Origin of the sequence: Mesorhizobium salmacidum (SeqCode) (genome assembly GCF_037179605.1) — a bacterium.
GTDB lineage: Bacteria > Pseudomonadota > Alphaproteobacteria > Rhizobiales > Rhizobiaceae > Mesorhizobium > Mesorhizobium salmacidum.
On record NZ_JAPYKS010000002.1, the window covers coordinates 275828 to 300711 of the forward strand.

Here is a 24884-nt window from a genome sequence, read left to right on the forward strand (position 1 = left end):
GGGAGCCGACTTCGGGGGAATGGGTCCGGGTGACGCAGGTTGTCAGCGAGCGCACGAACTGGTTTCGGGCTGGCGGTTGATTGCGCAAGGATGCGGATGAGCTATTTCACTTCGATATTCACGCTCAGGCAATCAGAGCGGATCAGGGCAAGCTTTGCAGTCTTCTTGGCCGCAGTGGTCTTCTTCGTCTGGTCAGGGGGACCATCTCGGGCTGAGCAAGGACGGCCAGTGGCAATATTACACCCCTGATGCGTATGTTACGGTCGAAGATGGGGTGGACGTGTCCGGCGTCCCTATCATGAGCCGCTGGTCGGGTGACCGCTGGCAATACCGGAAAATGACCAAGGATGAGGCTGACCACTTCAAAAACCTGGTCGGCGCGCCCTGAGAGCGAAAGGGCAGTCGGCATTTCTAATTTAGGCGGGCACCGGCTCACGCGCCACAATTCCACTCGATCCCTTGGCCAGACGCGCAAGCCATGCGCTTTTGTTGATAGGCTGTTCAATTAGATTGAAGCTGAGAAACCCGACCAGCACCGCCACACAGACGAATGCAACGCCGTAGATTGGGGCTGGCAGTCTATTGATCAGATCGCCAGCAACAAGCCACGCAGCGATTGTTGCGAAAAGCACCTGATGCCATAGGTAGAGCGAGTACGAAGCATCTCCTAGCGCGACCCATCCTTTCGAGAACGTCCACATCTGCCTGATTTCGAGGGCGACGAAACCATAGACGATCAGCGCACTCGGAAGGCCGAAGCAGACGACGCGCCACGAACTCGGCAGGGTCCACCCCCCATTGAGATTGAAATATATCGCGCCCCAGAGGTAACCAGCCAATCCCACTCCGATCGCTGCGACTGCATATTCCGAATACTTCCGTGAGGCCAGAAGGGCAATCACGATGCCAAGGCCAAACTCCAACGCGAGGATATTCAGCCACGAAGACGATGTAGAGACTCCGAACCACGACGCCATCGAAGCAGCGGCAACCATCGCGAACCATGCACCAAGTATCAGAGCAATCCTGCGAGGAAAGAACAGGATCCCGAGCGCGCACATGGCGTAGAAATACATTTCGTATTGCAGCGTCCACGCCGCTTGAACGCGACTGTTGGGGCTGTTGATCAGAAGCACCTGCTGCCATGTAGGTGCCACCTTGATGAAGGCCGGCGAGAACTCTACCCATGGCATGAGAAGCGTTGCGATAGCAAACACCACCCAATAAATAGGATAGATTCGAAATACTCGCTTAATCGCGAACTCCCGGAACGCGCTCACCCGGCCAACGACCTCTGCCTTGTCACCAAGCCTTTGAGCGGCGAGGAACACCACGAAGCCCGATATCACAAAGAACAGGTCGACGCCGCCGGGGCCGACCGCAGTCACAAATTGTTGTGTCCAATGAATGCGCATCGGCAGGATAGGCCAATAGATATGGCTTATCACCACCATCAATGCTGCGACTGCTCGTAGGCCTTGAATGTTCTTATAGAGCACCGATCCTGCCTTCTCCCCGCGGCAGAGCGATACCAGCGACGGCCGCGTGCGGCAACCATGTTGGCCGCTCCTGACTCTGCATCACTCCCAGTTCACGTCGCCAAGCCGGATGAATTTGTTTGTCGCATCGACCCCGTAAGCAGTAGCCACCCCTGCCGTGGTAACATCCAGCCAGCTTTGCACATTGGCCTTCTGTGTGATCACCGGTTGCCATTGTGCCCGCTGCGGCCACATGTATTTTGGCAACTGCAACACTTGGGTGCCATCCGCAGTTGGGCCGGCGGCCGTGTTGATGATCCCGTCCAGATGCTTCCTGCCTGTGGCATCCAGCCAAAAAACTGGCGTGGTAAGAGCCTGCCAGCTGTTCCTGTACCAGCTGGCTGGAATGGCGGTAAACGGCAAGCTCTTGTCATAGGGCGGAGCGAGAAGGGCCATCGCTTTGCGCGCCAGGGCGAAGGCGAAGGCGATACGATTCTGCATGTCTGGATGGATATTGTCGAATACGGCCCCAGTCTGCATCATCCCGGTTGCGTTCCAGGCGAGATGATAGGCAAGAGCTGGCGTCATGGCTTGCGCGGCTTCGACCATCCCGACCAGATAGCCTTGAGCTGCCTTATCCGCGATGGTCTTCATGATTACGTTTCGATAATACGAGCCGAACCCGCCATTAACGGAGTTTTGGCCGACCGCGCCATTCCGAACTGCATCGGCCCTGTTGTAGAACATCGGCGGCACCGCAACCACCAGTGGGATAAAGGCATTCGCCAGACGGTTTATGATGCTCTGCATGACGGTCGGGAAGCTGGCCGTTTGTCCCTGAATGTTGTTCGTGCCTACCATACCAATCGCCAATGTGTATCCGGACAAGCTCATGCCAGCCATAATGGTGTCTTGCTGTTCTGCCGTCTGCCCCGCCACTGCGATGTTGTTGACGTAATCGACTTGCAGACCGCAGGAGCCCTGCAGGAACCAAGCAAGCCACTCGGGCCAGCCGGGATTGACGCCATCCGTGATGCTATCGCCGAAGATGAGAATACGTTGGCCGTTCGGCACCGGAGCCGGTCCATTATCCACCCGCACCCAATTGTCGGTAACGACGCTCCCAGTCTCGCCGGGGTTTTGAAAGACTACCATCCCCACATCAACGATTGGGCTAGCGGTTGTTTGCTGTGTTGTGATGTCTATCCCATTGAGCGTAAAGCAAAACTTCGTGGGGCTGATAATGCGCACCCCAAGCGTGGCATTGGGTAGTCGATAGCCGTCCTGGTTGTCGTTGTTCATTACGGACGGAAGGGAAGCAGAGGAGGAACCGACACCATAGGTGCGTGTCGTGTAAGTCACGGCCTCGGCAAGGGTCGTGCCGTAGGCGATACGATATCCGGCTTCAGTGCGGACCATGATGCCGCGAGTGGTGCCGTTGCCGTGCCAGCAAGCCTTGTACTCACCTCCCGACTTGGCCGGCACAAAAGCCCCGTACCAGAAGGCGGTGGCGATAGTGCCAAGGTCGAAGGATGCCTGTGTCGCCGTCTGCATTGCCCCGGCTGGCCCGACTGCCCAGGTGTCGCCGGCCGGCCATGCTATGCGTTCAAGACTTGCGTTGGAAAGGTCAATCGGCACGACCGCCGCTGGGTCGAAATTCTGCGCGTGAAGGAAGGTTTCCTTGGGCCGCCTGTTGTCAGGCTTCGGCACTATGTCGAAACCACGCTTCCACGAAGTTGCTCCGGTGTTGAGCAGTTTCAGATTGCCGGCTTTGATGTTCGTCGTACCGTAGTTGTAGACGAAATCGCCGGTGAAAGTCGGGCCGCTGGTAGCGTCAATCGCCAGGGCCGTAAAATCCCCGACAGCGAAGAACTTGTAATTGTGCGTGGCATGCTGCTTGACGGTGACGAGTATCTGGCCCTGCGTCAAACTTGCTACGGCAAGGTTCCACGCGGCATCATTGTTGGTGATACCGTCGTCCACAAAGCCGAACTCGGTAGTGTATCGCGGCGACACTTTTCCATCGACGTAGGTCTTGACGCTTTGCTGCGTCGGGACCTTCGAGTCGCTGTCGGACGCCATATCGTCTTCGTCGAGAAGGTCCGCCCTGAGAAGGGCATCGCCGTCCCCTGTGATGTCGATTGCGTCGGTGCCGATGACCGGGTCCATCGTGTTGAACCGAAACGTAATCTCTCCGTTCGAGGCTCCGTCCTGGACAAAGGCGGTCGTGCCCTTCTGCAGGGTGCGTGCGCTGCGGGCGTCCGCCGCGCGGTACCACTGGCCATCGCTGGCGGTGTAGATGCCATTCTCGGAAGCCGTGGCCTGATTCTTCACCAGCACGCGGTCGCCCACGGCGGTGGCCACGCCATCGATGGTTTGCAGCCCTTGGAGGGCAATGTTGACGGTGGTCGCCAGGCGCACGGGTTCGCGTTGGTGACATAGACGACATCGGCTTCCGTATCCCAGGCGAGCTCGACGGCGGCCGAAGGATGATCCCAGCCGAAGTCCAGCGCCCCAAGGCGCGGCCAATAGCGCGGCAGGCGAAATGGCTCGCAGGCGATCAGCGCCTCGGCGACCGGGAAGATGCGGCCCGAACCCAGCACCGGAATACCCCGCGCGCGGGCCTCGCGCTCATGCTCGGGATAGGCGGCGACGATCGCCGCGCGCTGCTCGGCACTGTAGTGAGCCGCATCGTCAATGGTCATGAAGGTGACATGGCGGCTCATTTTTTGTCCCTTGAACCATTATACCAGCCCAGGGTCGCACCGCGTTGGTTGAACCGCGTTTTCGGGCTTGGTGCGACATCACTTACCTTCTCCCCTTGTGGGGCCCGAAGGGCGGGCGAGGCCAGTGACTCGCCCAGGGCGGTGGCCTCGCGAAGCGAGGTCGGATGAGGGGTGTTCCAGCTTGGCGAGGCCGGTGTTCCCGCCATCACCCCTCAACGGTCTCGGCGCTTCGCGCCGATCCACTTTCTCCCACAGGGGGAGAAGGAAAAAGGCGGCCTCACCCCTTCCCCATCCCCTCTACCTGCCCCGCCGACAGGAACAGCAACACCACATCGCTCATCCCGAGCAGCGGCGTGAAGGTGACGATGGTGATGCCGCCGGTGGCGTTGGTGCGGGTCAGGCCTTCGGAATAGATGTCGAGCGGCGGTTCCTCGTCGAACCAGACGCCGTGCAGCGTCTCGCCCTGCCATTTCTCGCGGCCCTTTTCGAAACTCTTGAACGACAGCACGCTCTCGCCGGCCTGCACATCGCCGCCGCCGCCATGGCGCACCACGACGCTGTCGAGCGCGCCCGGCGCGCCGCGCCCCATGATGGTGTCGGCGATCGCATCGGCCGGGATCATGCCGGTGCCCCATGCCGCCTGCTGCTGCGGCGGGCCGACCAGCACGCGCTGCGGGTTGTCGCGCGTGCCCTCGCCTGTGACGCCGGCGGCCCACAGCCGCACCGGCCTCTCGAAAACCTTGCCTTTCCACCACGCGGGATAGCGCCCGGTCAGGTGCATCGCCCATTCGGCGCCGCCTGCCCTCGTCTTGCCGAGCTGGTTGCCGGCCATGAACAGGCGTTCGCGGTTGACCGCGCCAGCCGCGTGAAATTCAGCCTGGCATTTATACGGCTTGTAGGCAGCGAGCTGGTTTGTGCGCTGCCGGCGGTCAAGCTCCGCCAGCAGCGCCAGATATTCCGCGCTCGCCGGCATCAGCGGCGCCGGGATCGGCGGGCTCGTCGAGGAACGGCCGGAGGATGGCTTCGAGGGCGCGGATGCGGGTGCGGATCTCCTCATCGCTCAGCGTGTCCAGTTGGTTGATGGCGACATCGATGTCCTTGGGCAGTACCGAAAGCACGATCTTGAGATACTGGTCCGGCTTCTCGGTGCGCACCTCGGCCAGGACACCGGCGCCGTGAATGCGGAAATCGGCCCGCACGGCGGCGAGAAAATCGTCGCCCAGCGTCTTCTTCGTCCGCTTTGGGCGGGGTCTCTTCGTGGCTGGCGAGCTGACCGGTTTGCGCCTCGCCGGCCTTGCCTTGGCGCGCGACGGCCCGGTTTCGTCAGTCATGGATCTGCGCCTTGGCATCACCGGCGGCAGCCTCCGGCAGCGCCTGCTTGGCCCGCCTGGCCGGCTTTCTCGAGCGGGCGGATTTCTTCCTGGCCTTCCCGCCGCGTTTCGTCTTCGCGGCCGGTGCGAGCCTCGCCACTCCAACGGGCCTTGCAGCCTTGAGCCGCGCCTTGGCGAGGCCTATGAGCTGCCCGCCGATGCCTGCTTGCGGAAAACAGAAACCGCCCGCCTCGTCCCGCACCATGCCGATCAGTACGCCAGGCGCTACCGCTTCGACACGGCCGAGGCGCGCCCGAGGCGCCGCGCCCTCGAATTCGCCGATGGCGCTGACGACCTCAAGGCCGTCGTCGCCGGTGATGATGGTGGCGTAGCGTGTCATGGGATTTCTCGCATCTCGCGGAGGTAGCGCTCTACGGCGCCCCCCTCTGTCCTGCCGGACATCTCCCCCTCTTGGGGGGAGATGGGCAGGTTGGACGCCTCGCCCAGTCTTGGAGCGCAGGCGGTTGGCGAAGGTCGCGATTGTATCTGATCTCCCCCCAAGAGGGGGAGATGGCCGGCAGGCCAGAGGGGGGCGCTGTCCCGCCAGCATTCAAATTTGCAACCGCAGTAGCGTCCCTAGGCATGGCGGCAGAAACACAAAACCCGCCTTGGCGGCGGGTCGTTGGCGCAAATCAGCACCATGGACGAATTTATAGCATGGCTGCCCTCAACCGGTCAACGGCTTCTAGGAAAAAATTCACAATTGGCCATCCGGCTTTTCATCAGCCGGCTCCTGTGAAATCATCAGCGGCAGCTCATGGAATGATTCCCGTCGCACGGCCTTGTGGAGAGGACGATGGACAGACCAGCCATGGCATCCGTCTTCAGGATGCGGCATGCTCCGGCCACGGTTTCCGGTGTGCGCAGCACTGGCCAGGGCCAGGCCGATCCGATCATCCGGGTGCACTCGCTTGGCGAAGCGATCCGCTTCGTCGCCGGCGCTTACCCCAACTACGACATCGGCACCGTTGCCATAGATTGCGGCGACCCCTCGATCCCGCGCCTCGGCAGCCTGGAGGTCAGGGCGCTGTGGCGCGAATATGGCGAGCGCCTGACGGAGGAGTAGACGCCAAAAGGCCGCGGCGCTTCTCCACGTCGGATCGGAAATGCCGCTCGCGCGTTTGGAACCCAGCCACTGGAGCAATCGCCATGAACGTCGCCAATCTGCAACTCGAAGGCCTGCTGATGGCCGTCGCCTCGATCAACCACGTCCTGGTCAAAAAGGGGGTGCTCACATCGGAGGAGATCGACATCGCGCTCCGCAAGGCCGAGGCCTCGGAAACCGGCGAGGAGCGGTCAGGAGGCATGTCGGCGTCGAGCCGCGACGCCGTCAACTTCCCGATCCGGCTGCTGGAACTTGCCAACCAGTGCCAGCCGGAGGCGGACATGCCGTCCTTTTCGAAGCTGGCCCGCATGGTCGGGCAGATGAAGGAGCCTTATAACGACCAGATGTGAGGCCTCACGCCTCGCCTGTCGGGCGGACTCCTACGCCCTGCCCCGGGCGGGCCGTTAGGCCCTGCCCGGCCATCCCAGGTTCAGCGCCAGAATTCTTCCCGGTCCATGGACCGCCGCGAAAAGCAGTCCGGCCAGGAATGAAAAATGGTCGACGAAGAAGCCGAATTCGGCCTGGTTGCCGGCCCAATGGCTGGGTCCGTGGAAGGCCAAGGCCAGGAACAGCACATAGGCGGCGGCGACCAGCGCGGCCTGGGTGAAGAAGGCACCGCTGAGGAAACACAGCACCAGCGCAACCTCCAGGATCGCCGCGCACCATGCGAGGAAGAGCGGGAACGGGAAACCGGCGGCCGCGATATAGCCCGCCGTGGCCTCCATGCCCATGAACTTGAAGGTCACCGCCATCAGGAAGACGGCGGCGAAGATCAGGCGGGCGACGAGAAGGGCCGCGGTCTGCCACGGCGATTGTGTGATTTGCGACGGCATGGTTGTATTCCTCCAGTTTCATCAGCCCCAAGGACGCACCGCCGCGCGCGGATCCGACATCAGCCAGCGATTTTTCTCTCCGACTTCGGTTTGACGGCTGGTGTACGGCATCCCTCGAAGGGGAAGCAAGCAGGCCCAAGGCGCCGATTGCCGGTCGCCGTAACACGCGCCAGGCGTTCACGAACGATTAACGATCCTGAAACTTGTCCGTAACCGGCAACATGATATTGTTAGCTGGGGCTAATGCACGGCGTGTTCCGTGCAGTAATTTTGGGTGGGTCGAGTTTTGGGCGCAAACGTCAGGTTGGGGACGAAGTCCTATCTGGTCCGGTCGCCGGTCCTGGAGTGCGATGGCTGCGCCGGCACCGGACAGGTTTTCCAGTGCCCGCGTTGGGCGAGTTCAAACGGCCTTTGCTGTCCCGCCGGCACGCATTCCCGCGGCTGCCCCGGCGCCAGCGCGCGCTGCGCCGAATGCGGGGCGCCCGACAGCCACAGCGCCGACCCGGCCCCTCCATCGGCATGAACGGCCGGCGGTCCTGCCCGGCGGTCACCGCCACCCGCCATGGAACCACCATGGCCGATCCGTGTTATGTCTGACCGCGACATCTAGACGTCCGCGCGACCATGCGGCTTACAGAAAGTGAGGCCCGCCATGCCCGACGACAAATCGAAGACCAAACAGGACCGCAAGCTGGTCTCGAGCGAGGACACTTACGAGGTCGCCGCCTTCGCGCGCAAATACGGCATTTCGCAGAGCGAGGCGCAGACCATCATCAAGCGCTACGGCCCCTCGCGCAAGAAGCTCGACAACCACATGGCGGCGCGAGGATAGAAGAAGGCGCGAGGCGGCAACCATTTCGCCGGCGTCGCGTTGGAGGATGCTGCGGGCCGCGTCAACCGGGCCCGGCGGTACGGTGAACAGGATGTCTTTTTCCCGGTTTCTCATCCTGGCCAACGAAATGGCAGACGAGCATCTGTCCCGCCCGGCCCGCAGTATGCCAAACTGACGAAGCCAGACTGGCGAAAAAGGGAGGGGCCGCAACCATGTCCGAGATATCAAGCAGGACCGGCAGCTGCCTATGCGGCGGCGTGCAGTTCGTCGTCACCGGCCAGCCGTCGCGGGTCGGCCTTTGCCACTGCAAGGACTGCCGCAAGGCGGGCGGTTCGGTCTATTCGGCCTTTGCCATCTGGCCGCGCGATGCTTTCGAGACATCGGGCCAAGTGGCCAGCTACGGCACACGCAGCTTTTGCCCGACCTGCGGCAGCCGCGTCGCCTGGGTCGACGACAACGAGGCCGAGGTGATGCTCGGCAGTCTCGACGTCGCGCCGACGGACCTGGCACCGCAATATGAATTGTGGACTGGCCGGCGCGAAACCTGGCTGCATGCCTTGCCCGGCGCCGAGCAGTTCGAGCATGACCGGCCGCGGGCGCAGGGCGCGGATCTGCCCGCGCCCAGGCCATTGTCGGACGCCGTCGCGCGCGACTGAAAGCAAGATTGAAAATTGATCGTCCGGGCCTGGAACCCTCCCCTGTTGGCCACGTTATCCGCCGCTTCCTCGGTGCATGTCGGCTTCAGCCGGTTTGCCGATTGCACCATTCATGGAGACGGCCGTTGAACGACAAGATATTTCCCCGACCGATCCGCCTCAAATTCGCCCCTGAGCGGGAGCGCGTGGTGCGAAGCGCCTGGGAAGGACTGGAATGCCTTGGCGATTGGCCGGTCGGCCAAGGCCGGCGCTACCGGGCGGCACTGCGCAGCTGCCGCGATGCCCTGGATGGCTGGGCGCCGCCTGAAAAGGCGATGCGGGCGATGATCGACGCCGCGCGCGAAGCGCGCATCCTCCAATAGCGGGAATAAAAATGGCGTATTTGATGCTGTCGACACCGCTGCGGGTCAAGCCGCATGGGTCGGACACGATCCGTGACGTGGCCACGCTCCAGGACGCCAGTGAAATCCTGATCGACTGGCCACAAGCCAAGCGCGGCCCTTTCTACCAAGCCGCGCGCGAAAAGATCGAGTCGGCGCTGCAAAACAATGAAGGCGTGGCACAGGCGCAGGAGGCCTTCACCGCGCTGTGCGATCACGCCGGCCTTCTGGTCAGGTAAGTCAAGCAAATCCAAAAGAAGCAGGCGAACTCGCCTGCTTTTCGTAGAACCAGGTTCGATCATTGTTCCTGATCTGCGAGGTTCCGCTGCCTCGATGACGATGTCGCCTGACCAGCTCTACTGCTTCGGCGGCTGGGGCGGCACTTCGCCCGGCTTGATTATCGGCGTCTTGCCTTCGTCGGGCGCCGGCGCGGCCATGCCCTGGTCGCCGGTGGGCGGCGGCTTCAGCACGCCGCCGCAATCGTTGAGCTTTTCGCTGAGGTCGCCGCCGCCGGGCTGCTGCTTGCCGCCCTGATCCGTTTGCGCCCGGCATTTGTCGGTTTGCTGGTTCGGTATCGGTTGATCCGCCTGTGCCGCTGCCGGCACCGCCAGGGCCAGCATCGCGGCGCATGACGCAATGGCGAGAGGTTTCATCTCGGCCTCCTTCGTTGAATGGCCGCCCGCGGCGGCCTTCCCTTCATGGAGACAACGCCCGTCGGCCCAAAAGGTTGGCCCCAAGGGTTGGCCCCCAAGGTTGGCTCCAACGGTTGGAAAAGAGGCTTATTCGCGTGACCAGCCCGTTGGAGCCGGAGCGGCTTTCTTGTCGCCCTCTTGCGCAAGGCCGGCCTTGCGTTCGGCCCGGTGCGGAAGCACCACCACGATCAGCACGATCAGCGTGCCGCCCGGCTTTGCCCGGGACCACTTGTCGCGGCACAAAGAGCCGGTGCTTGCGCGAAAGGCGCTGCAACCAACCCCGTTCTCCAGTCGTTGCCTGTGCCGGAGGCCAGCTATGTTCGAGCAGTTCCAAGCCATAAACGTCGACACCGGGGACGCCGGCATTTTCGTGCGCCGCGCCGGCGCCGGACCGGCGGTGCTTTTGCTGCACGGCTTTCCGCAAACCCATCTGATGTGGCGCGATATCGCGCCGGTGCTTGCCGAGCGTTTCACCGTCATATGCGCCGACCTGCGCGGCTATGGCCGCAGCGCCTGCCCGGCCTCGAGCGCCGATCATGCGCCCTATGCCAAGCGGGCCATGGCATCGGACATGGTGGCGATGATGGCCAAACTCGGCTTTACCTCCTTCATGGTCGCGGGCCATGACCGCGGCGGGCGTGTCGCCTACCGTCTGGCGCTCGACCATCCCGACCGCATCGAAAAGCTCGCCGTGCTCGACATCGTGCCCACGGCCGACGCCTGGGACCGGGCGGATGCCCGGCTGGCCCTCGGCTACTGGCCGTGGTCCTTGCTGGCGCAGCCCGAACCCTTGCCGGAAAAGATCCTGGCGGGCGCCGCCGACGCCATCGTCGACAATGCGCTGGGCGGCTGGGGTTCGCCGCCCGATGTCTTTCCCGCCGGCATCCGCCAGGCCTATGTCGATGCCTTGCGCGACCCCGCCCACATCCACGCGATCTGCGAGGAATACCGGGCGGCGGCAACGCTCGACCGCGACCACGACCGAGCGGACAAGGCCGCCGGCCGGCGCATCGCCTGTCCGGTGCTGGCCTTGTGGAGCGGGCAAGGCGCGCTCGCCGAATGGTATGCCGGCGAAGGCGGACCGTTGGCGCTATGGCGGAACTGGGCCGACGACGTGCGTGGCCGCGCGGTGTCAGGCGGACATTTCTTCCCCGAGGAAGCGCCCGGGCAAACGGCTGGCGCGCTGATCGATTTCTTCGGCGCGGCTGGCGCCGGTTAGCCACCCGCCAAGGGCGCCTCGGATCGGCCGGCTGATTCTTCCGATGTAGACTCGTCTTCGGGTCCACCGGGCCGGAGAGGATCGGGCATGCGCGGACACTCCTCGAAACCATGGTCGCGGCCGCCGCAGAAGGAACAGCACATCGCCGGAGGGCCCTCGTTTCCGGGCCGCCATTGCGGTGTTTCGTAGGGCTTCCTGCCGTCCATGCCCAGCAATGCGCAACGCCTGATTTGGTTGCGCACCCGCCGGCGCCGCGCCCGAACGCGCGCGCCGCACGGCCGGTCGCGGAACCAACGGACACGAAAGGGGTTGTGTGCGACAATGCAAGCGGCCGTTCCAGTGCGAATCCGGACCGGCCGCCTGTCCAATTTTGTCGAACCAAAGAGAACCGTCATGTCCGCTCGCGTTCTGACCCTGTTGACGGCCATCGGCGCCGTGCTCGCGACGACCGGTCTGGCCGATGCCCGCCCCGACAGCCGCTCCATGGGCTGCGGCGAGATCCGGGCCATGATCCAGAGCCATCGCGCCGTGGTGCTGACCACCGGCCGCAACACCTATGACCGCTATGTCAGGCAGTTCGGCAATGAGTGCGACTGGCCTGAAGTGCCGATGTCGGCCTATGTCCCGTCCCGCGATGGCGACTGCCCGGTCTATCGCTGCGAAGAGCCGGTCAACAATTTCCCGAATTGACCGCAAGCTGCCTGGGCGCCATAACGTGCCGGCTTTCCCGCTTCGTCTAATGGTAGGACAGCGCCCTTTGAAGGCGTGAATCGTGGTTCGAGCCCATGAGCGGGAACCAACAACTTCAACAGCTTAGGCGCTTCAAAGCCGATTTCATCGAATAGGTCGCCACATTTCTTACTGAAACGCAGAGGACATAAGGCGCCACTTATTGGTAAGCCATGGGAACAACGGTTATGGCCAATCTAACAATTCTACCCGTCTCCATTGCCTCTGACCTAGGAGCCCTCGCCCTGGAAGTCCGGCGCAAAGTGTTCATTGTCGAGCAGAACGTGCCCGAGACGGTGGAACGGGATGCCTATGACGCGGAGGCCACTCACGTCGTCGCCATCGACGGAGGCGATGTCGTCGGCACGCTGCGGATTGTCTTTCTGACCGAACATGCCAAGTTCGGCCGCGTCGCCGTGCTACGCCAGGCAAGGGGCAATGGCATCGCCATGCGGATGATGCAGGCGGGGATGCAGATAGCGCGGTCACGTGGCGAGAACCGCTTCTACCTCACGTCCCAGGCCGACAAGACCGCGCTTTACGAAAAGCTGGGCTTCGTCGCATGTGGCGACGAGTTCGAGGAAGCCGGCATCCCGCACCGAGCAATGAAGAACTATTAACAGGGGCTGGCAAACCCCGCCGGAGAGCGGTTACCGCCGCCCGGCGGTCCTACGCCTTGCGAAGCGCAAGGATGTCATTCGGATGCTTGGCATCTATTACAGGAAGCACCCTCTAAGGAACCAGCAGCACCAGAACAGCGGTCGGTGATGCACCACCGATCGGCTGATCCCTTAGTTCGTTCGGATGCTTTGTGCGAGTTGCCTTAAAGAGCGCATAAACCCTTAGCCGGCGAGACGACGCGGCCCCCCGCTAATCTCGTCGGTTAGGCTCGGCGTCCTCCAGGCAACTCTCCTTCTTGGATGCCGAGCCGGCATGCGCTTTGCCACGCCGGCGTGCGAGCATTCAAGATTGAGATCGAGGGCTAAAGCTTCTGCAAGCTCCGCGCAGCTCGCCGGACACCGTACGCAACAATGTTCCACGCGGCTCCCGAGCTTAGGACGCTATGCTCAAGCTCTACCGGGGCCCGCCCGAGCTATCCACGTGGGCAAAGGCCGATCCAACAGAGCCGAGGCCATCATCACCATGGTGGGAAAGCCGACAAGTGGCGGTTGACGCCCGATTAACGGATCGTTGACCGCGCTGTCCTATTCTGAGACAGCGCGGTCAGATCCCACCGGACTGCGCAGGCGGCTTCGGCAACTAGCCCCGCCCGCTTTTGTCGGAGCCGCCACCACACTCTGGAATAAATACCAGCAATGGTTGAATCAACCGTTACTGAAGTTGTTAAAAAGCTCATGGCTAAATCGTAATTCAGCCGAGGCACGTCTTCCAGTCGCTCTTTAGCACTTACTAATGATTGTCTAGACTCTCTCCCGCAACGGAAGCATTCTCTGCTTCGGGGAGTGGAGGGGCTTGGGAAGAGGCCATCGTATAGAGGTGCTGATCACCGCCTGCCGGAGCGCGCGAGCGTGCGGCGCCGAAGGTCATGTCGCTCCCGCTCCTCTCCCATCGATTCGGACACAATCCGGGACAGGTAAAAAACCGGCCGTGATCCTTTCCGGCAGGAGGAAGGTGGCTTCAGCCCCAGGACCTCGCTCGCGATTGACGGCCAGTTAACGTTACGTTAACTTTAAATTAGCCAACACTAAAATAGGAGATCATCCTCATGAAGATCGCCTTCGTTTGCCTGGCGCTTGTCCTCGCCGGGTCGAGTGTCGCTGCGGCGCATGGAAAAAAGGCAACCGTCACTGCTGCCAAGGCATGTGCTTGTCTGTCGATCAAGGCGCCAGTGGCGGCAAAATTGGACTGCATTGCAACGGGAACCGCCACAGCAACCCAGACTGACGCAACGAATGCCAAGCCGCACCTTGGGTACGAAAACGCTTGGACGTTACCCTCGTTCGGCCTTTAACGTTCCCAGCATTTCCTCTACCCAAAGGCCCGGAGACCGAGGCGCTGGGTCTTTGTAAAACGTGAGGGCGCTATCAGACCTCGTGCTTGACTCTAGCCTTCGCGGCGCGCTGGGCCCGCATGAAACCTCGCGGCCAATTGCGCGTTCATTGTCGGCCAACAGGAGAATTCCATGGATCCGGGAACCGTGGCGGTGATGGTGATGCTTTCATGCAGCGCATCGCTCTGCCGGCCCACGGAGTCGCGCCCGGTCGTCTATTCATCGATGGAGGAATGCGAAGCGGCACTTGAAGCCAGACTGGCACCGTGGCCGAACGGCGAAATGGTCGGCCGATGCAAGCAGGTCGACCAGACGGCGACTGGCTCGATTCCTCCGGAAGGCTATGCCGCGGTTCAAGTCACGCGGGGAACCGGCAGCGATGCGGTCACCACCAACTATTTCGTTCCGAGAGCCAGCAACTAATGCATGTCGCCCAAAAGTGACCTCGGTTTTGGGGGAACGACATGCATCAAAATAAGGACCTAAAGCGCGTCGCATCAATCCGTTTCGACGCGACGCGCTTTAGAAGCCCGCCAGCAACGACAAGTCCGGATGCCGAAGCCGCCGGGCCGCGACCAACGTCGCCAGTTGGCGAACGGGGTAGACATCGGCGGGCTCTCGGGTTTGATCCGGCCCTCCTGAAACCATTTCAGGGACCCGGCGTTAACGACCGGCGTGGCCAGACACAGGAGACATTCCCATGACCGTCAACTGCCGCATATCCATCGACAACCGGCCTGACGCCACCAACGTCACTTTCCAGGCCGTGCCGCGCATTGGCGAGAGCGTTTCCCTGTCGGTCGACGGCAGCCCACAGGACCTCAGGGTCTCGCGCGTCGTGCATGTTCCCAACGGCGGACTGGAAGGCGCCGCGATTGTCGTCGAGGTGACGACCAACATCCTCTAGGCATTGTTTCGCCGGGAGATGCCGGAGAGTTCACGCTACAGTGATCGGCGGCAATGAAACCTCGCGCGGCCAAACACGTTCCATGCCTGCAACAGGGTCCAGGTTCCAATGCAAACCGCGTGGTTCTCCAAGCCCGTCGTGGTTTCGGTCGGCGTTACCGGAACCACCCGCAACCTGTCCAACACACAACAGGCCATCGAGTTGCTGACGACACATTGGCGTGATGCCGGCAGCCTGAAACATCAGTCCGCGCTGCGCGCCTGCCGCCGCGCAACGAGCGGCGACGTGCCGCCCGATGTCGCCAGGGAGGCTTTTGTCGAAGCCGCGCGCGAGGCCCATATCCTGGTCGAGTAGGTCGAGCACGGATTTTGGGCCACGGATTTTGGGCGGCATTCCGGACCGGCGGATCGCCCTAGATGCCGGAACCCGGCGAATCGCCGTCAGCCTCGCTACCGATCGGCGCCACGACGATGGATGCCAAGGGCGCGCTCAGCCGCCATTTGAAATAGCCGGGCGACCGCTCCAGAATGGCGGAACCGCCCAGCGATTGCGGCGCCACCCGCTGCAGCACAACGGTGCCGAACCCCTTGCGCGCGGTCTGGTCCCGCCGGTCGCCGGGATGCGGCGTCGACGTCTCCTCCCAGGTCAACTGGAATTCACGCTCGCCCACCGAGCCGGGGTTTTGCGCGCCGGAGTCGATTGTCCAGGTGATCTCCACCCGGCCGCCTTCGCTGCCCAGCGCGCCATATTTGGACGAGTTCGTGCCCAGTTCGTGGAAGGCCATGCCGAGGTTCTGTACCGCGTTCGACTGCAGCGTCAGGACCGGGCCGGAGAGCAGGATCTGCTCCTCGAGACCAAAGGGCTTGAGATGCTCCTGGATCAGGTCGAACAGACTCGCCCCCGCCCATTCCGAGGTGACGAGCAGATCGTGCGACCGCGACAGCGCCATGATGCGGGCGCGGATCAACTCCTCGAACTCGCCTGGATCGGTCGAGCGCTTGCTGGTCTCCCTGACCATCGACAGGATGACCGCGAACTGGTTCTTGACGCGATGGTTGACCTCCCGCATCAGCAGCCTGATGCGGCGCTCGCTCTCCTTGGCGGCGGAGATATCGCGGGCGATCTGCGAGGCGCCGATGATCTCACCATTGCTGTTCTTGATCGGCGAGATCGTCAGCGAGACGGAAATCGGCACGCCATCCTTGCGCTTGCGCGTCGTCTCAAAGCTCGCCACCCGGTCGCCGCTGCGAATCTTGCTGATGATCTCGATCTCCTCGTTCTTGAGGTGATCGGGAATGAGCATGAGGATGGATTGGCCGATCGCCTCCTCGGCGGCATAGCCGAACATGCGTTCCGCCGCCCGGTTCCAGCTTTGGATGATGCTGTTCAGGTCCTTGCTGATAATGGCATCGAAGGAGGAATCGACGATTGCCGCGAGCCGGGCATCGGCGGTCGCCCCCTGTCTGTCGCTGTCGCTCATCGCCACCCGCAATTGCATCTTCCCCAATCAGATAAGGCGCAAACGGATCAAGGCAATCGCCGGCGCGAGGATGGATAGGCCTTAACGCATTTCACTCCGCCTGTTCCGGCGGCGTCTTGCCATCGCCATTGGGCCTGAGCACGCCGAATTGCTGCGACTTGGCGCCCATCTCGGCCGTCAGGAACCCGTCGGAGGCAAGGCCACGGCGCAGCAATTCGCGCACCGCAGCCGAACGGCTGGGCATGCGCTTGTCGAAACGCCAATTTTCCAGCGCTGCCAGCTCATCCTGGGTCAACATGACCTGCAATCGTTCCGGGCGTTCCAGTTCAACCATATGGGCCTCCCGCGTAAGATTTGCAAAGTTAGTAACTGTCTCATTGCACTTACAGTTAGGAACTTCCTCATCTTACGTCAAGCGCGGCCAATGGGCGGATGTAGCGTTGTATCAATGATGATCATCGAACGCAGGTTGCATGTTCGTGTAACTCTGCTAACTAGCTGATTTTATTTGTGAATTTTTCAATTTTAAACTTGTCAGGCCCGGGTATCGGGCGCATCCTGCCGCCTTGAGGAAACCAACTCGCTTTGGGAGGTTTCGATGCGATACGACTATTCCACACGGCTGCGTGAAGATGTTTATTCGACTGTCCGCGCAGTGTTCAGGACCGTTGGCATCATTGAACTGACGGCAGTGGCGGAAAGGATCAGGCTCAGGAACCTGGCCGAGAATGTCGCCCTCGAGGACATTGAACATCTGGTCATGCAGGCTGCTCAACTGCTTGGCGCGGCGATCGAATTCGACACTTTTGGCGACGGATTGGCTTCGCCCGCACCCGGTCTCGTCGAGAACGGCGATGAGAGTGCGACAGCCCATCGCGATCTTCATCGACCAGGCTCGATGCAATAGCCAAAGCCCGAGACGGCGACAGATCCATAGGCCATGGAACGAGTCCAGCCTTCGGAAATTACTGGATCGTCCGATAGAGGAGGATGTTGTGAAGGCCCTGCGCAGCCTGCTAGCCGAACTGTCGGCCAACTGGCTTCAACGCCGCAAGACGCGCAAACCAGCCGGGAATCCGGTCAAACCCGTTTCCCGTGCCCACCAGACCGCGAGAACGCGACCGGCGCAAAAGCCAAAGCCGCCCTCCTCTCGCGATGGCGCGTAGATATGTGAGCACAGTGCGCTTACCGCCAGACTTGGGCTGAGCGGTCCTGCTGGCAACCACACCCAAATCGGAATGAAGCCCGACTATCTTCGAAGCCCTGGGGCCCAGATGTCCTTTCGCACATTTGCTGCAGCGTGACGCGCGACCAGCCGGTAGCTTGATGGCGAAGCCGGCGCGTACAGCGTCATGCCCAATACCGTCGAGACCGCGCCGAGACACCCTGTGGGAATTGAGCGAGCGCCTTATATAATCCCGGTCATCTCCTTCCTTCCCTCCCGGAGTTCCACCCATGACCCTCGACACACGCAAGCTCGGCAGCCAGGGGCTGCAAGTCTCGGCCATTGGTCTCGGCTGTATGGGCATGAGCCAGTCCTACGGCCCGGCTGACGAGGCCGAATCCGTCGCCACGCTGCACCGCGCCATCGAACTCGGCTGCACGTTCCTCGACACCGCCGAGGTCTATGGCCCGTACACCAACGAGGCCCTGCTCGGCCGGGCGTTGAAGGGCAAGCGCGACAAGGTGACCATCGCCACCAAGTTCGGCTTCCGCATCGAAAACGGTAAACAGGTGGGAGTCGATAGCCGGCCCGGGCATATCCGCGAGGTCGTGGAAGCCTCGCTCGGCCGTCTCGCCACCGATCATATCGACCTGCTCTACCAGCACCGCGTCGACCCCGCGGTGCCGCTGGAGGATGTCGCGGGCGCTGTCGGCGAGCTGGTCGCACAAGGCAAGGTGCGGTTCTTCGGCCTGTCGGAGGCAGGTGCCGCCAACATCCGCCGGGCGCATGCCGTTCACCCGGTGTCGGCGTTGCAGAGCGAATATTCGCTCTGGGAGCGCAATCTGGAGCCGGAGATCATCCCGCTGCTCGGGCAACTCGGCATTGGCCTGGTGCCGTTCTCGCCACTCGGCCGCGGTTTTCTCACCGGCGAGGTCAAGCGCGCGGAGGACTATGCCGAGGGCGATTACCGCCGCAACGACCCGCGCTACCAGGGCGAAAACTACGACGCCAATGTCGACGCGGCGGCCAAGGTGCGCGACATCGCCACAACCCGGGGCGTCAAGCCCGGCCAGGTCGCGCTGGCCTGGCTGCTGGAGAAGGGCAACGGCTTTGGCGTCGACATCGTGCCCATCCCCGGCACCAAGCGGATCAGGTATTTGGAGGAAAACGTCGCCGCCGCATCATTGAAACTCGACGCCGCCGAAATGGCCGCGCTCGACGATGCCCTGGCGCCGGGAAAAATCTCCGGCCCGCGTTACACCGAGCGCGGCATAGCGATGGTCGATCGGTAGGCGCTCAGAGCGCAAACGGGATCATCCTGGCTTGTATCTCGATCGGCGAAGACTTCAGACTGTGCGCACCGCATGCCTTGCCAGCGCGTGCTCGATCAGCGCGTCGATGACCTCGCTGTAGCCGATGCCGATCGCCGCCAGCGCCTTGGCGTACATCGAGATATCGGTGAAGCCGGGCAGCGTGTTGACCTCGTTGACCAGCAGGGAGCCGTCGGCGCGCAGGAAGAAGTCGACGCGCGCCAGGGCCTCGCAGCCGAGCGCCTTGAAGGCTTGCCCCGCCATGTCCCGCGCTCTGTCGGCGACCGCGGCGGGAATATCGGCGGGCACTTTGACCACCGCGCCTTCTGCATCGAGATATTTGGCCTCGTAAGTGTAGAAGCCATGCTTGCCGGCCGGGATGATCTCGCCTGGCAGCGACACCGTGAGCGAGCCGTCTGCCCGTTGCAACACCGAGCACTCGATCTCGCGGCCTTCGACGAACTCCTCGATCAACGCCTTGCCGTCATAGCGGAAAGTGGTTTCGATGGCTGCTTCGAAGCCATCCCTGTCGTTCACCTTGCTCACTCCGAAGGACGAGCCCTGGCGCGCCGGCTTGGCGAAGAAAGGCAGCCCAAGCGCCCCGGCGATTTCCTGGAACGAACCGACATCGCCTCTAAGCACGGTGACCGAGCGGGCGACGGCAAGGCCGGCCTCGCGCAGCAGCCGCTTGGCGACGTCCTTGTCCATGGCGGCGGCCGAGGCGAGGATGCCGCAGCCGACATAGGCGACATCGGCAATCTCGGCATAGCCCTGCACCGAGCCGTCCTCGCCGAACGGACCGTGCAGCACGGGAAAAACGACATCGACCGGCGGCAGGTCAGTTTCCTTGTGCGACGCTAAGATCAGCCGGCCCTTGCCGCCGGGCAGCAGGGCGACTTCCACACCGTCCTCCGACACTGGAGCCCCCGCCCCTTCGCCGACGGCCTCGGACGCCGGCTGCAGCAGCCATCTGCCGTCCCTGGAAATGCCGATCGGCACCACCTCGTACCGGGTCCGGTCGATCGCCTTCAGCACATTGGCCGCCGACAGCCGCGACACCTCGTGCTCGGCCGAGCGACCGCCATAGAGGATGGCAACCCTGATCTTTCCGGTCATCGAAATCCCTCAACTGTCAAAAATCAAATGCTGACGGCAATGCCGCGATTGGCGAAGAAACGATCGAAATCGATGGGCGCCAACACTGCGTCTGCCTGTGTGGCGCTGGTATGGCCGGATGGGTTGTGGAAGCGAAAACCATCGTCCGACGCCGCCGTGACCAGCACCAGATGATCGCCCTTCGACGGCGGCTCGCGCTCCGGCCAGCGGATCGAACTGCTGACCGAAGCGATGAAGAAGCGCGACCGGGCGAGGATCCCCGGGACGTCCGCTGCCGCGACATTGGTCATCACCTCGGCCTCGAGGCCGAATTCCTGCTTCACGAAAGTGACGAAGGGCGCGTAGATCAGGCCCTTGATCGAGCCTTCATTGACGACATAGCCGCCATATCCGGTGCACCGCCTTGCCAGCTCGATCGTCGGCACGATCTGGCCGCGCGCCGCCAGGATCATCTTGAGACAAGCCATGCCGCAGACATTGGCGGCCCAGACCGCGTATTCGTCGAGCGTGGCGGCACCCGATCCTTGCCACAGCGGATCCCGCCGCAACGCGGCTTCGGCGCCGTCGGCGAGCACCGCCAGCGTCATGTCGGGCGTCTCCCACTGACTGAAAAACGGCACGGCTTCAGGCAATGGACTCATGTGGACTCCTCGGGCCGCCGAATACGAGATGGATGAAAAGCCGCTCGGACCCGCCGAATTTCCCGGTGCGTCGCGCGCCGTCTACTCAACCTTCGTCCAGCCGAACACCAGCCAGGCGTATTTCGATTTTTCATCGGGTTCGGCGGTGTAGGTCATCTGTATGTCGCCGCCCTTGGCGTAGATATCGAGCCTGGGCGCCGTGTCCAGCTTGAGCCATAGCGAACTCTTGCTGAAGGACCAGGTCCCGCACCAGACGCAGGAACCCGATGTCGGGTCACCGGGCTGATGGAAATTGTAGCGGCCGTCCGCGGTGATCTCCAGATAATCGAACGCGCCGTAAAACGCGGCCACCGTCTGCTGGAACTCATTGGCGGCCGCTTCCTGTTCCGGCGTGGGCGCATCCTTCAAGTCGCGCGGCGGCCGGGTGGTCGCGCCGCTGAGTTGCCATTTGCCGACAAAGTCCTTCTGGGTCGGAAGATATTCCTCCTGAGCCTGCGCGGAAGATATATGAGTAAATGGTAATATAAATGGTAAGGCCATGCCCAAAATCGCAAGCAACGGCGCGGCGACACGGATCGCCCTGGTTGATTTCTGCATAAAAATCGGTTCTCCACGGTGGGCAAGAGACGTTCTGTTCGGGATGTTATTGAAAAACGCGGCGCGCTTTGCTTCGCCGATTCCCATCCGCCATTTTCACGGTTAGCACCGGAGCCACCGAATTGGCAACGCAAGGCAGCGATCGGCAAAGCTGATCGGAACCAGTCTTCGCCATCTCGAGCTGCTTGCGAACGTGCCGGCGCCGGAAAAGCCCGCTTGCGATTCAATGAAACGATGAACCGCTCTACCTGGCGCCACTCGGCGTCGAGCCGAAGCGGCGGCGGAAACAGCGATTGAAATAGGAGACGTCGGAAAAGCCGCTCAACAGCGCGATCTCGCTGACCCGCATGCTGTCGTTGCGCCGGTCGCGCAGCATGCGATGGGCTCTCTGCAGGCGCAGTTCGAGAATATGCTCGGCGAAACTGGAGCCCGTTTCCTGCAAGAGATCATGGACATAGCGCGCGGAAAGCCGCAAATGCTGGGCGATGTGCTGGGCCGAGATAGCGGGATCGGCGAAGTTGTCCCGCATCTTCTGCAGGATGGCCTGCAGCCTTGCCGCGCGCAGGCCGCGCACGCCCGCCAGTTCGGCGATCTCGCCCTTGGCGCCGGTCGCCAGCCCGATCAGGTCGACGATCGTCTCGGTGGCGTGGGCGACAAGGTCGGGCGAGAGCAATGCCGGTCCCGCTTCCAGGAAGCCGCAATAGCGCTTGAGCATATCGAGCGCTTCATTGTCGGCGCCGATGGTCAGCGCCAGGCGATCCTCGATATGGGGGAAGGCATTTTCCAGGATTTCCCGGGGCACCACGACATTGGTCCAGACATTTCGGTCGCCGCCGGTCATTTCCAGCGCTTCCGAAGCCGAGACCAGCGCGCCTTCGCCCCTGCCGATGCTGTAGTCGCGGCCGGTCTGCACGCCGCTCAGCTTGGTGTCGCCGTCGTTGACCAGCAGCAGGTAGCCGTCGCGGCCGTCATCGGCGATGTTGCGCGTCTTGCGGCTGGCATGCCTGATCGTCCCTGCCATCCGCCCCAGCACCAGCGGCCCGATGGCGGTGGCTTCGATATCCGCCTGGAACGGCACGTTGCCGGAGATGGCGTATTCGACCGACCATATCTCCGCGACATGGATGTCCTGCCAGAGCGCGAAGCGCGCGCGGTCGTCGAGATGCGGCGGCAGGTCGACCGACGAGAAGACATTCTTTTTCAACGACCAACCGGCCTTTCCCGCGCACGCGTCTTCCCTGAAGCCGCACCGTATGGGACCGATTTGCCTCTTGTCCAGAGGCGACGCTATCCATGCCCTGCGGGACAATTTCAGTGCCGCCCAGATCAAGGATCCGATCCGATTCGCCGGCCCCGCGTTTTTTCAAATGCGCGGAACATGCAGCGGCATGAGAATCACTATCCGACGCGCGCATCGCGGTCGCCCGGCCGGCCGGGTGTTGCTAGAACGTGATCTTCACGGAAGCCGCACTCCGGTTGGCCGGGCCGTGGTGGACGGCCTCGATGTTGTTGCCGTCCGGGTCGAGCAGGAAGGCGGCATAATAGCCGGGATGATAGGGCCGCTCGCCGGGCGCGCCATTGTCCGTGCCGCCAGCCGCCAGCCCGGCCTTGTGGAAGGCATCGACCATGGCGTGATCCCTGGCCTGGAAGGCCAGATGATGGCGGCCGGTCAGCTTTCCCTGTGCGGCCCGGCTGTCGACGCTGGAGATGAACAATTCGTCCGCCCAGAAATAGTCCTCGCCGGTGCCGCCGATCGGGATACCGAGCACCTGGAAGAGCGCCTCGTAGAAACGCCGGCTGGCGGGGAGATCCCGGACCACGAGCTGGAGGTGGTCGATGAGCCGGCCGCGATGCAGTTCCATGAAAGCTCCTCCTCGCAAGGAAAGCTCCTCCTCGCAAGGCCTCGAATTTAGGCGCGGGCGGCAAGGCGTCAACGCGGAGCGCCTGCATCTGCTGACAATCAGCGACAATTTTTGGGCCCGACGGAACTTTTCGGCTGACCGGAAGTTTGGTGGCGCGGCGGGAGGATGGCGATTGGATTGTTTTCAGAGGCTTGAAGCGCTGGTCGACAGCGCCGGCGCCGACGGCATCGAGGAAGCGAACGCATTGCTGCACCGGTTCAAGGACAGGTCCGAAAAGACGGCGCGGGCCATCGACGAGTTCATGCTGGACTTCAAGACCTTGGTTTTCGTCGTCGAAACCGGCGAAGAGGGTTTCCAAAAGCCGATCCGCAAGCTCGCCCGCGCCAGGCTCGCGAAGCTCAAGCAACTGGTGAACGTGCCGGCGTAAGCTTGGCTAACCCTTGAGCAGCGCCGCCAGCCGTGGAATGCCCTCGCTCACCGCGCGGCGGTCGGCCAGCGTGAACGACAGCCGCAGCGTGTTGCGGCCGGTGCCGTCGGCGTAGAAGGCATTGCCGGGCACGAAGGCGACGCGCGCCTCCTTCACCGACCGCGCCAGAAGTTCCGCGGCATCGGTGCCTTCCGGCAGCGTCACCCAGACGAACATGCCGCCTTCCGGGCGGCTCCAGCTCACGCCCTCCGGCATATTGACTTCCAGCGCATTGAGCAGGCCGTCGCGGCGCTCGCGATAGGCGCCGATGAGTTTTTCCACCTGGCTGTCGAACACGGATTCGGCGACGCAATGCATCACCATCTGGTTGACCGACGGGCTGTGCAGGTCCGAAGCCTGCTTCATCAGCACCAGTTTTTCGACCACGTGGCGCGGCGCGCAGACCCAGCCGACGCGCATGCCCGGCGACAGGATTTTCGAAAACGAGCCGCAATAGAGCGTGCGCGCCTTGTCGATGCCGCCGGACCGCGCGCAGTCGAGCGCCAGGATCGGCGGCACACCCTCGCCGTCATAGCGCAGCGCCCGATAGGCGGCGTCCTTGATGACGGCGATGTCGAGCTCGCCGGCAAGGTCGAGCACGGCCTCGCGCTGCTTTCGATCCAGCGTGGCGCCGGTCGGGTTGGCGAAGTCGGGCACCAGATAGGCGAATTTCACCCGCCCGCCATTGGCGGCGGCAGCGGTGTGGTAGGCCGCCGGTGTCATGTTGCCGCCTTCGGGCCGCAGCCGGTCGTAACGCGGCTCGTAGGCGTTGAAGGCCTGCAGCGCGCCGAGATAGGTCGGCCATGTCACCAGCGCGGTATCGCCCGGCGACAGGAACAGCTTGCCGAGATAATCCAGCGCCTGCTGCGAGCCGGAGGTGATGAAGATGTTGGCCTCGTCGCAGGCAATGCCGAGCTTGCCCATCTGCCCGGCAAGCCAGCGCCGCAGCGGCAGATAGCCTTCCGAAACCTGGTACTGCAGGGCCGCCCCGGCTTCCGCGCCGCCCAGCACATCGCCATAGGCATCGCGGATGGCGTCGGACGGAAACAGCGACGGATCGGGAATGCCGCCGGCGAACGAAATGATGTCGGGCTGGTCGAGCAGCTTCAGCAGCTCGCGGATTTCCGACGCCTTCATACGCGACGAGCGCGAAGCCAACAGGTTCAAAAGGGTCAAGACATGCCTCCCCGACGTTTTCTTATATAGGTCAACCTAACTGACCTATATCCGCTTTGCCGGGCGATTTGAATAGTGCCTGAAAGGCTTCCGCTATACGCCAGTCGCCGCCAAGCCGGAACCGGCGACAGCG

The 24884-nt window shown here is 62.7% G+C and carries 33 protein-coding genes and 1 tRNA gene; 17 read left to right on the forward strand and 17 right to left on the reverse strand.

Translation table 11 applies throughout. The features are described from left to right. Positions 1-416 precede the first annotated feature (416 nt). From O7A60_RS03930 to O7A60_RS03955, 6 genes are all read right to left on the reverse strand, one after another. Entirely contained in the window at positions 417-1499 is a 1083-nt protein-coding gene (locus O7A60_RS03930) for an acyltransferase family protein (RefSeq protein WP_337105106.1), read from the reverse strand. An 81-nt stretch (positions 1500-1580) separates the two neighbouring features. Next, positions 1581-3899, reverse strand: a complete 2319-nt coding sequence (locus tag O7A60_RS03935; protein ID WP_337105107.1) for an SGNH/GDSL hydrolase family protein — start codon at positions 3897-3899, stop codon at positions 1581-1583. Beyond that, positions 3809-4204 carry a terminase large subunit domain-containing protein gene (locus O7A60_RS03940; RefSeq protein ID WP_337105108.1) on the reverse strand — a complete coding sequence of 132 codons (396 nt, stop codon included), beginning with the start codon at positions 4202-4204 and terminating at the stop codon, positions 3809-3811. Before O7A60_RS03940 ends, O7A60_RS03935 begins: the two co-directional genes overlap by 91 nt. 277 nt (positions 4205-4481) lie before the next feature. Beyond that, positions 4482-5177 (reverse strand): terminase large subunit domain-containing protein, encoded by a 696-nt coding sequence (locus O7A60_RS03945; protein WP_415926796.1) that lies wholly within the window; start codon positions 5175-5177, stop codon positions 4482-4484. Next, entirely contained in the window at positions 5134-5535 is a 402-nt protein-coding gene (locus tag O7A60_RS03950) for a hypothetical protein (RefSeq protein ID WP_337105109.1), read from the reverse strand. The genes O7A60_RS03945 and O7A60_RS03950 overlap by 44 nt, the downstream gene beginning before the upstream one ends. Beyond that, a complete protein-coding gene (locus tag O7A60_RS03955; RefSeq protein ID WP_337105110.1) occupies positions 5528-5914 on the reverse strand; it encodes a hypothetical protein in 387 nt (128 codons plus the stop codon). Before O7A60_RS03955 ends, O7A60_RS03950 begins: the two co-directional genes overlap by 8 nt. Before the next feature lie 456 nt (positions 5915-6370). Here O7A60_RS03955 and O7A60_RS03960 point away from each other — a divergent pair, with 456 nt between their 5' ends. Next, positions 6371-6640 (forward strand): hypothetical protein, encoded by a 270-nt coding sequence (locus tag O7A60_RS03960; protein WP_140510672.1) that lies wholly within the window; start codon positions 6371-6373, stop codon positions 6638-6640. An 83-nt stretch (positions 6641-6723) separates the two neighbouring features. Next, entirely contained in the window at positions 6724-7029 is a 306-nt protein-coding gene (locus O7A60_RS03965; RefSeq protein WP_127870393.1) for a hypothetical protein, read from the forward strand. Between the two features lie 54 nt (positions 7030-7083). Here the strand turns inward: O7A60_RS03965 and O7A60_RS03970 are convergent, their stop codons facing one another. Next, on the reverse strand, positions 7084-7512 hold the full coding sequence (locus O7A60_RS03970) for a DoxX family protein (protein WP_140713693.1): 429 nt from the start codon (positions 7510-7512) through the stop codon (positions 7084-7086). Between the two features lie 652 nt (positions 7513-8164). On the opposite strand from O7A60_RS03970, the gene O7A60_RS03975 reads away from it, so the two are divergent. The 4 genes from O7A60_RS03975 (at position 8165) to O7A60_RS03990 (ending at position 9619) form a co-directional block, all read left to right on the forward strand. Beyond that, positions 8165-8344, forward strand: a complete 180-nt coding sequence (locus O7A60_RS03975; protein ID WP_337105111.1) for a DUF3606 domain-containing protein — start codon at positions 8165-8167, stop codon at positions 8342-8344. Positions 8345-8556: 212 nt separating this feature from the next. Continuing rightward, on the forward strand, positions 8557-9000 hold the full coding sequence (locus O7A60_RS03980) for a GFA family protein (RefSeq protein WP_337105113.1): 444 nt from the start codon (positions 8557-8559) through the stop codon (positions 8998-9000). 125 nt (positions 9001-9125) lie between these two features. After that, entirely contained in the window at positions 9126-9362 is a 237-nt protein-coding gene (locus O7A60_RS03985; RefSeq protein ID WP_337105114.1) for a DUF982 domain-containing protein, read from the forward strand. An 11-nt stretch (positions 9363-9373) separates the two neighbouring features. After that, positions 9374-9619 (forward strand): DUF982 domain-containing protein, encoded by a 246-nt coding sequence (locus O7A60_RS03990; protein ID WP_140510665.1) that lies wholly within the window; start codon positions 9374-9376, stop codon positions 9617-9619. A 117-nt stretch (positions 9620-9736) separates the two neighbouring features. Here the strand turns inward: O7A60_RS03990 and O7A60_RS03995 are convergent, their stop codons facing one another. Then, the gene (locus O7A60_RS03995; RefSeq protein WP_337105115.1) at positions 9737-10033 is read right to left on the reverse strand and encodes a hypothetical protein; all 297 of its coding nucleotides are present in this window, start codon (positions 10031-10033) and stop codon (positions 9737-9739) included. 126 nt (positions 10034-10159) lie between these two features. Next, on the reverse strand, positions 10160-10315 hold the full coding sequence (locus O7A60_RS04000; protein WP_337105116.1) for a hypothetical protein: 156 nt from the start codon (positions 10313-10315) through the stop codon (positions 10160-10162). A gap of 73 nt (positions 10316-10388) precedes the next feature. Here O7A60_RS04000 and O7A60_RS04005 point away from each other — a divergent pair, with 73 nt between their 5' ends. From O7A60_RS04005 to O7A60_RS04040, 8 genes are all read left to right on the forward strand, one after another. Next, positions 10389-11291, forward strand: a complete 903-nt coding sequence (locus O7A60_RS04005) for an alpha/beta fold hydrolase (RefSeq protein WP_337105117.1) — start codon at positions 10389-10391, stop codon at positions 11289-11291. Positions 11292-11684: 393 nt separating this feature from the next. After that, positions 11685-11981 carry a hypothetical protein gene (locus tag O7A60_RS04010; protein WP_140510659.1) on the forward strand — a complete coding sequence of 99 codons (297 nt, stop codon included), beginning with the start codon at positions 11685-11687 and terminating at the stop codon, positions 11979-11981. Between the two features lie 35 nt (positions 11982-12016). Next, positions 12017-12090: transfer RNA gene (locus O7A60_RS04015), tRNA-Gln, on the forward strand. 118 nt (positions 12091-12208) lie between these two features. After that, complete coding sequence (locus O7A60_RS04020) at positions 12209-12640, forward strand: GNAT family N-acetyltransferase (RefSeq protein WP_337105118.1); 432 nt, start codon at positions 12209-12211, stop codon at positions 12638-12640. A 1106-nt stretch (positions 12641-13746) separates the two neighbouring features. Beyond that, a complete protein-coding gene (locus tag O7A60_RS04025) occupies positions 13747-13992 on the forward strand; it encodes a hypothetical protein (protein ID WP_337105119.1) in 246 nt (81 codons plus the stop codon). Between the two features lie 171 nt (positions 13993-14163). Continuing rightward, positions 14164-14454, forward strand: a complete 291-nt coding sequence (locus O7A60_RS04030) for a hypothetical protein (protein WP_337105120.1) — start codon at positions 14164-14166, stop codon at positions 14452-14454. 277 nt (positions 14455-14731) lie between these two features. After that, complete coding sequence (locus tag O7A60_RS04035; protein ID WP_027141476.1) at positions 14732-14938, forward strand: hypothetical protein; 207 nt, start codon at positions 14732-14734, stop codon at positions 14936-14938. Between the two features lie 108 nt (positions 14939-15046). Beyond that, positions 15047-15292 (forward strand): DUF982 domain-containing protein, encoded by a 246-nt coding sequence (locus O7A60_RS04040; protein ID WP_337105121.1) that lies wholly within the window; start codon positions 15047-15049, stop codon positions 15290-15292. A gap of 58 nt (positions 15293-15350) precedes the next feature. Here O7A60_RS04040 and O7A60_RS04045 read toward each other — a convergent pair whose 3' ends face one another. Both O7A60_RS04045 and O7A60_RS04050 read right to left on the reverse strand, forming a co-directional pair. Beyond that, on the reverse strand, positions 15351-16418 hold the full coding sequence (locus O7A60_RS04045; protein WP_337105122.1) for a sensor histidine kinase: 1068 nt from the start codon (positions 16416-16418) through the stop codon (positions 15351-15353). 91 nt (positions 16419-16509) lie between these two features. Then, positions 16510-16752, reverse strand: coding sequence for a hypothetical protein (locus O7A60_RS04050; RefSeq protein WP_337105123.1), 243 nt, complete (start codon positions 16750-16752; stop codon positions 16510-16512). Between the two features lie 264 nt (positions 16753-17016). Here O7A60_RS04050 and O7A60_RS04055 point away from each other — a divergent pair, with 264 nt between their 5' ends. Together O7A60_RS04055 and O7A60_RS04060 are read left to right on the forward strand one after the other, a co-directional pair. After that, positions 17017-17325: a hypothetical protein gene (locus tag O7A60_RS04055; RefSeq protein WP_337105124.1), complete on the forward strand. Its 309-nt coding sequence runs from the start codon at positions 17017-17019 to the stop codon at positions 17323-17325. A gap of 548 nt (positions 17326-17873) precedes the next feature. Further along, entirely contained in the window at positions 17874-18875 is a 1002-nt protein-coding gene (locus O7A60_RS04060) for an aldo/keto reductase (RefSeq protein WP_337105125.1), read from the forward strand. A 54-nt stretch (positions 18876-18929) separates the two neighbouring features. Here O7A60_RS04060 and O7A60_RS04065 read toward each other — a convergent pair whose 3' ends face one another. The 5 genes from O7A60_RS04065 to O7A60_RS04085 all read right to left on the reverse strand — a co-directional run bounded on the left by O7A60_RS04065 (position 18930) and on the right by O7A60_RS04085 (position 23109). Beyond that, positions 18930-20009, reverse strand: coding sequence for a D-alanine--D-alanine ligase family protein (locus O7A60_RS04065; RefSeq protein WP_337105126.1), 1080 nt, complete (start codon positions 20007-20009; stop codon positions 18930-18932). Positions 20010-20032: 23 nt separating this feature from the next. After that, positions 20033-20650 (reverse strand): C39 family peptidase, encoded by a 618-nt coding sequence (locus O7A60_RS04070; protein WP_337105127.1) that lies wholly within the window; start codon positions 20648-20650, stop codon positions 20033-20035. Between the two features lie 81 nt (positions 20651-20731). After that, entirely contained in the window at positions 20732-21247 is a 516-nt protein-coding gene (locus tag O7A60_RS04075) for a hypothetical protein (RefSeq protein WP_337105202.1), read from the reverse strand. A 244-nt stretch (positions 21248-21491) separates the two neighbouring features. After that, a complete protein-coding gene (locus O7A60_RS04080) occupies positions 21492-22451 on the reverse strand; it encodes an AraC family transcriptional regulator (RefSeq protein WP_337105128.1) in 960 nt (319 codons plus the stop codon). A 238-nt stretch (positions 22452-22689) separates the two neighbouring features. After that, positions 22690-23109: a VOC family protein gene (locus tag O7A60_RS04085; protein WP_140713722.1), complete on the reverse strand. Its 420-nt coding sequence runs from the start codon at positions 23107-23109 to the stop codon at positions 22690-22692. A gap of 172 nt (positions 23110-23281) precedes the next feature. Between O7A60_RS04085 and O7A60_RS04090 the strand changes: the two genes are divergently transcribed. Continuing rightward, positions 23282-23536, forward strand: a complete 255-nt coding sequence (locus tag O7A60_RS04090) for a hypothetical protein (protein ID WP_337105129.1) — start codon at positions 23282-23284, stop codon at positions 23534-23536. A gap of 6 nt (positions 23537-23542) precedes the next feature. On the opposite strand, the gene O7A60_RS04095 is transcribed toward O7A60_RS04090, so the two are convergent. Further along, complete coding sequence (locus tag O7A60_RS04095) at positions 23543-24712, reverse strand: aminotransferase-like domain-containing protein (protein ID WP_337105203.1); 1170 nt, start codon at positions 24710-24712, stop codon at positions 23543-23545. Positions 24713-24884: the final 172 nt, after the last annotated feature.

What these genes read in the sequence shown, in the direction of transcription:
- O7A60_RS04010 (WP_140510659.1), top strand. Translation starts at nt 11,685, where the DNA reads ATGTCCGCTCGCGTTCTGACCCTGTTGACGGCCATCGGCGCCGTGCTC.
- O7A60_RS04050 (WP_337105123.1), bottom strand. Translation starts at nt 16,752, where the DNA reads ATGGTTGAACTGGAACGCCCGGAACGATTGCAGGTCATGTTGACCCAG.
- O7A60_RS04030 (WP_337105120.1), top strand. Translation starts at nt 14,164, where the DNA reads ATGGATCCGGGAACCGTGGCGGTGATGGTGATGCTTTCATGCAGCGCA.
- O7A60_RS03940 (WP_337105108.1), bottom strand. Translation starts at nt 4,204, where the DNA reads ATGAGCCGCCATGTCACCTTCATGACCATTGACGATGCGGCTCACTAC.
- O7A60_RS03975 (WP_337105111.1), top strand. Translation starts at nt 8,165, where the DNA reads ATGCCCGACGACAAATCGAAGACCAAACAGGACCGCAAGCTGGTCTCG.
- O7A60_RS04065 (WP_337105126.1), bottom strand. Translation starts at nt 20,009, where the DNA reads ATGACCGGAAAGATCAGGGTTGCCATCCTCTATGGCGGTCGCTCGGCC.
- O7A60_RS04060 (WP_337105125.1), top strand. Translation starts at nt 17,874, where the DNA reads ATGACCCTCGACACACGCAAGCTCGGCAGCCAGGGGCTGCAAGTCTCG.
- O7A60_RS04025 (WP_337105119.1), top strand. Translation starts at nt 13,747, where the DNA reads ATGAAGATCGCCTTCGTTTGCCTGGCGCTTGTCCTCGCCGGGTCGAGT.
- O7A60_RS04070 (WP_337105127.1), bottom strand. Translation starts at nt 20,650, where the DNA reads ATGAGTCCATTGCCTGAAGCCGTGCCGTTTTTCAGTCAGTGGGAGACG.
- O7A60_RS04045 (WP_337105122.1), bottom strand. Translation starts at nt 16,418, where the DNA reads ATGAGCGACAGCGACAGACAGGGGGCGACCGCCGATGCCCGGCTCGCG.
- O7A60_RS03955 (WP_337105110.1), bottom strand. Translation starts at nt 5,914, where the DNA reads ATGACACGCTACGCCACCATCATCACCGGCGACGACGGCCTTGAGGTC.
- O7A60_RS04035 (WP_027141476.1), top strand. Translation starts at nt 14,732, where the DNA reads ATGACCGTCAACTGCCGCATATCCATCGACAACCGGCCTGACGCCACC.
- O7A60_RS04085 (WP_140713722.1), bottom strand. Translation starts at nt 23,109, where the DNA reads ATGGAACTGCATCGCGGCCGGCTCATCGACCACCTCCAGCTCGTGGTC.
- O7A60_RS03990 (WP_140510665.1), top strand. Translation starts at nt 9,374, where the DNA reads ATGGCGTATTTGATGCTGTCGACACCGCTGCGGGTCAAGCCGCATGGG.
- O7A60_RS03995 (WP_337105115.1), bottom strand. Translation starts at nt 10,033, where the DNA reads ATGAAACCTCTCGCCATTGCGTCATGCGCCGCGATGCTGGCCCTGGCG.
- O7A60_RS03945 (WP_415926796.1), bottom strand. Translation starts at nt 5,177, where the DNA reads ATGCCGGCGAGCGCGGAATATCTGGCGCTGCTGGCGGAGCTTGACCGC.
- O7A60_RS03950 (WP_337105109.1), bottom strand. Translation starts at nt 5,535, where the DNA reads ATGACTGACGAAACCGGGCCGTCGCGCGCCAAGGCAAGGCCGGCGAGG.
- O7A60_RS03965 (WP_127870393.1), top strand. Translation starts at nt 6,724, where the DNA reads ATGAACGTCGCCAATCTGCAACTCGAAGGCCTGCTGATGGCCGTCGCC.
- O7A60_RS03980 (WP_337105113.1), top strand. Translation starts at nt 8,557, where the DNA reads ATGTCCGAGATATCAAGCAGGACCGGCAGCTGCCTATGCGGCGGCGTG.
- O7A60_RS03970 (WP_140713693.1), bottom strand. Translation starts at nt 7,512, where the DNA reads ATGCCGTCGCAAATCACACAATCGCCGTGGCAGACCGCGGCCCTTCTC.
- O7A60_RS03960 (WP_140510672.1), top strand. Translation starts at nt 6,371, where the DNA reads ATGGACAGACCAGCCATGGCATCCGTCTTCAGGATGCGGCATGCTCCG.
- O7A60_RS04005 (WP_337105117.1), top strand. Translation starts at nt 10,389, where the DNA reads ATGTTCGAGCAGTTCCAAGCCATAAACGTCGACACCGGGGACGCCGGC.
- O7A60_RS04040 (WP_337105121.1), top strand. Translation starts at nt 15,047, where the DNA reads ATGCAAACCGCGTGGTTCTCCAAGCCCGTCGTGGTTTCGGTCGGCGTT.
- O7A60_RS04055 (WP_337105124.1), top strand. Translation starts at nt 17,017, where the DNA reads ATGCGATACGACTATTCCACACGGCTGCGTGAAGATGTTTATTCGACT.
- O7A60_RS04020 (WP_337105118.1), top strand. Translation starts at nt 12,209, where the DNA reads ATGGCCAATCTAACAATTCTACCCGTCTCCATTGCCTCTGACCTAGGA.
- O7A60_RS04075 (WP_337105202.1), bottom strand. Translation starts at nt 21,247, where the DNA reads ATGCAGAAATCAACCAGGGCGATCCGTGTCGCCGCGCCGTTGCTTGCG.
- O7A60_RS04095 (WP_337105203.1), bottom strand. Translation starts at nt 24,712, where the DNA reads ATGAAGGCGTCGGAAATCCGCGAGCTGCTGAAGCTGCTCGACCAGCCC.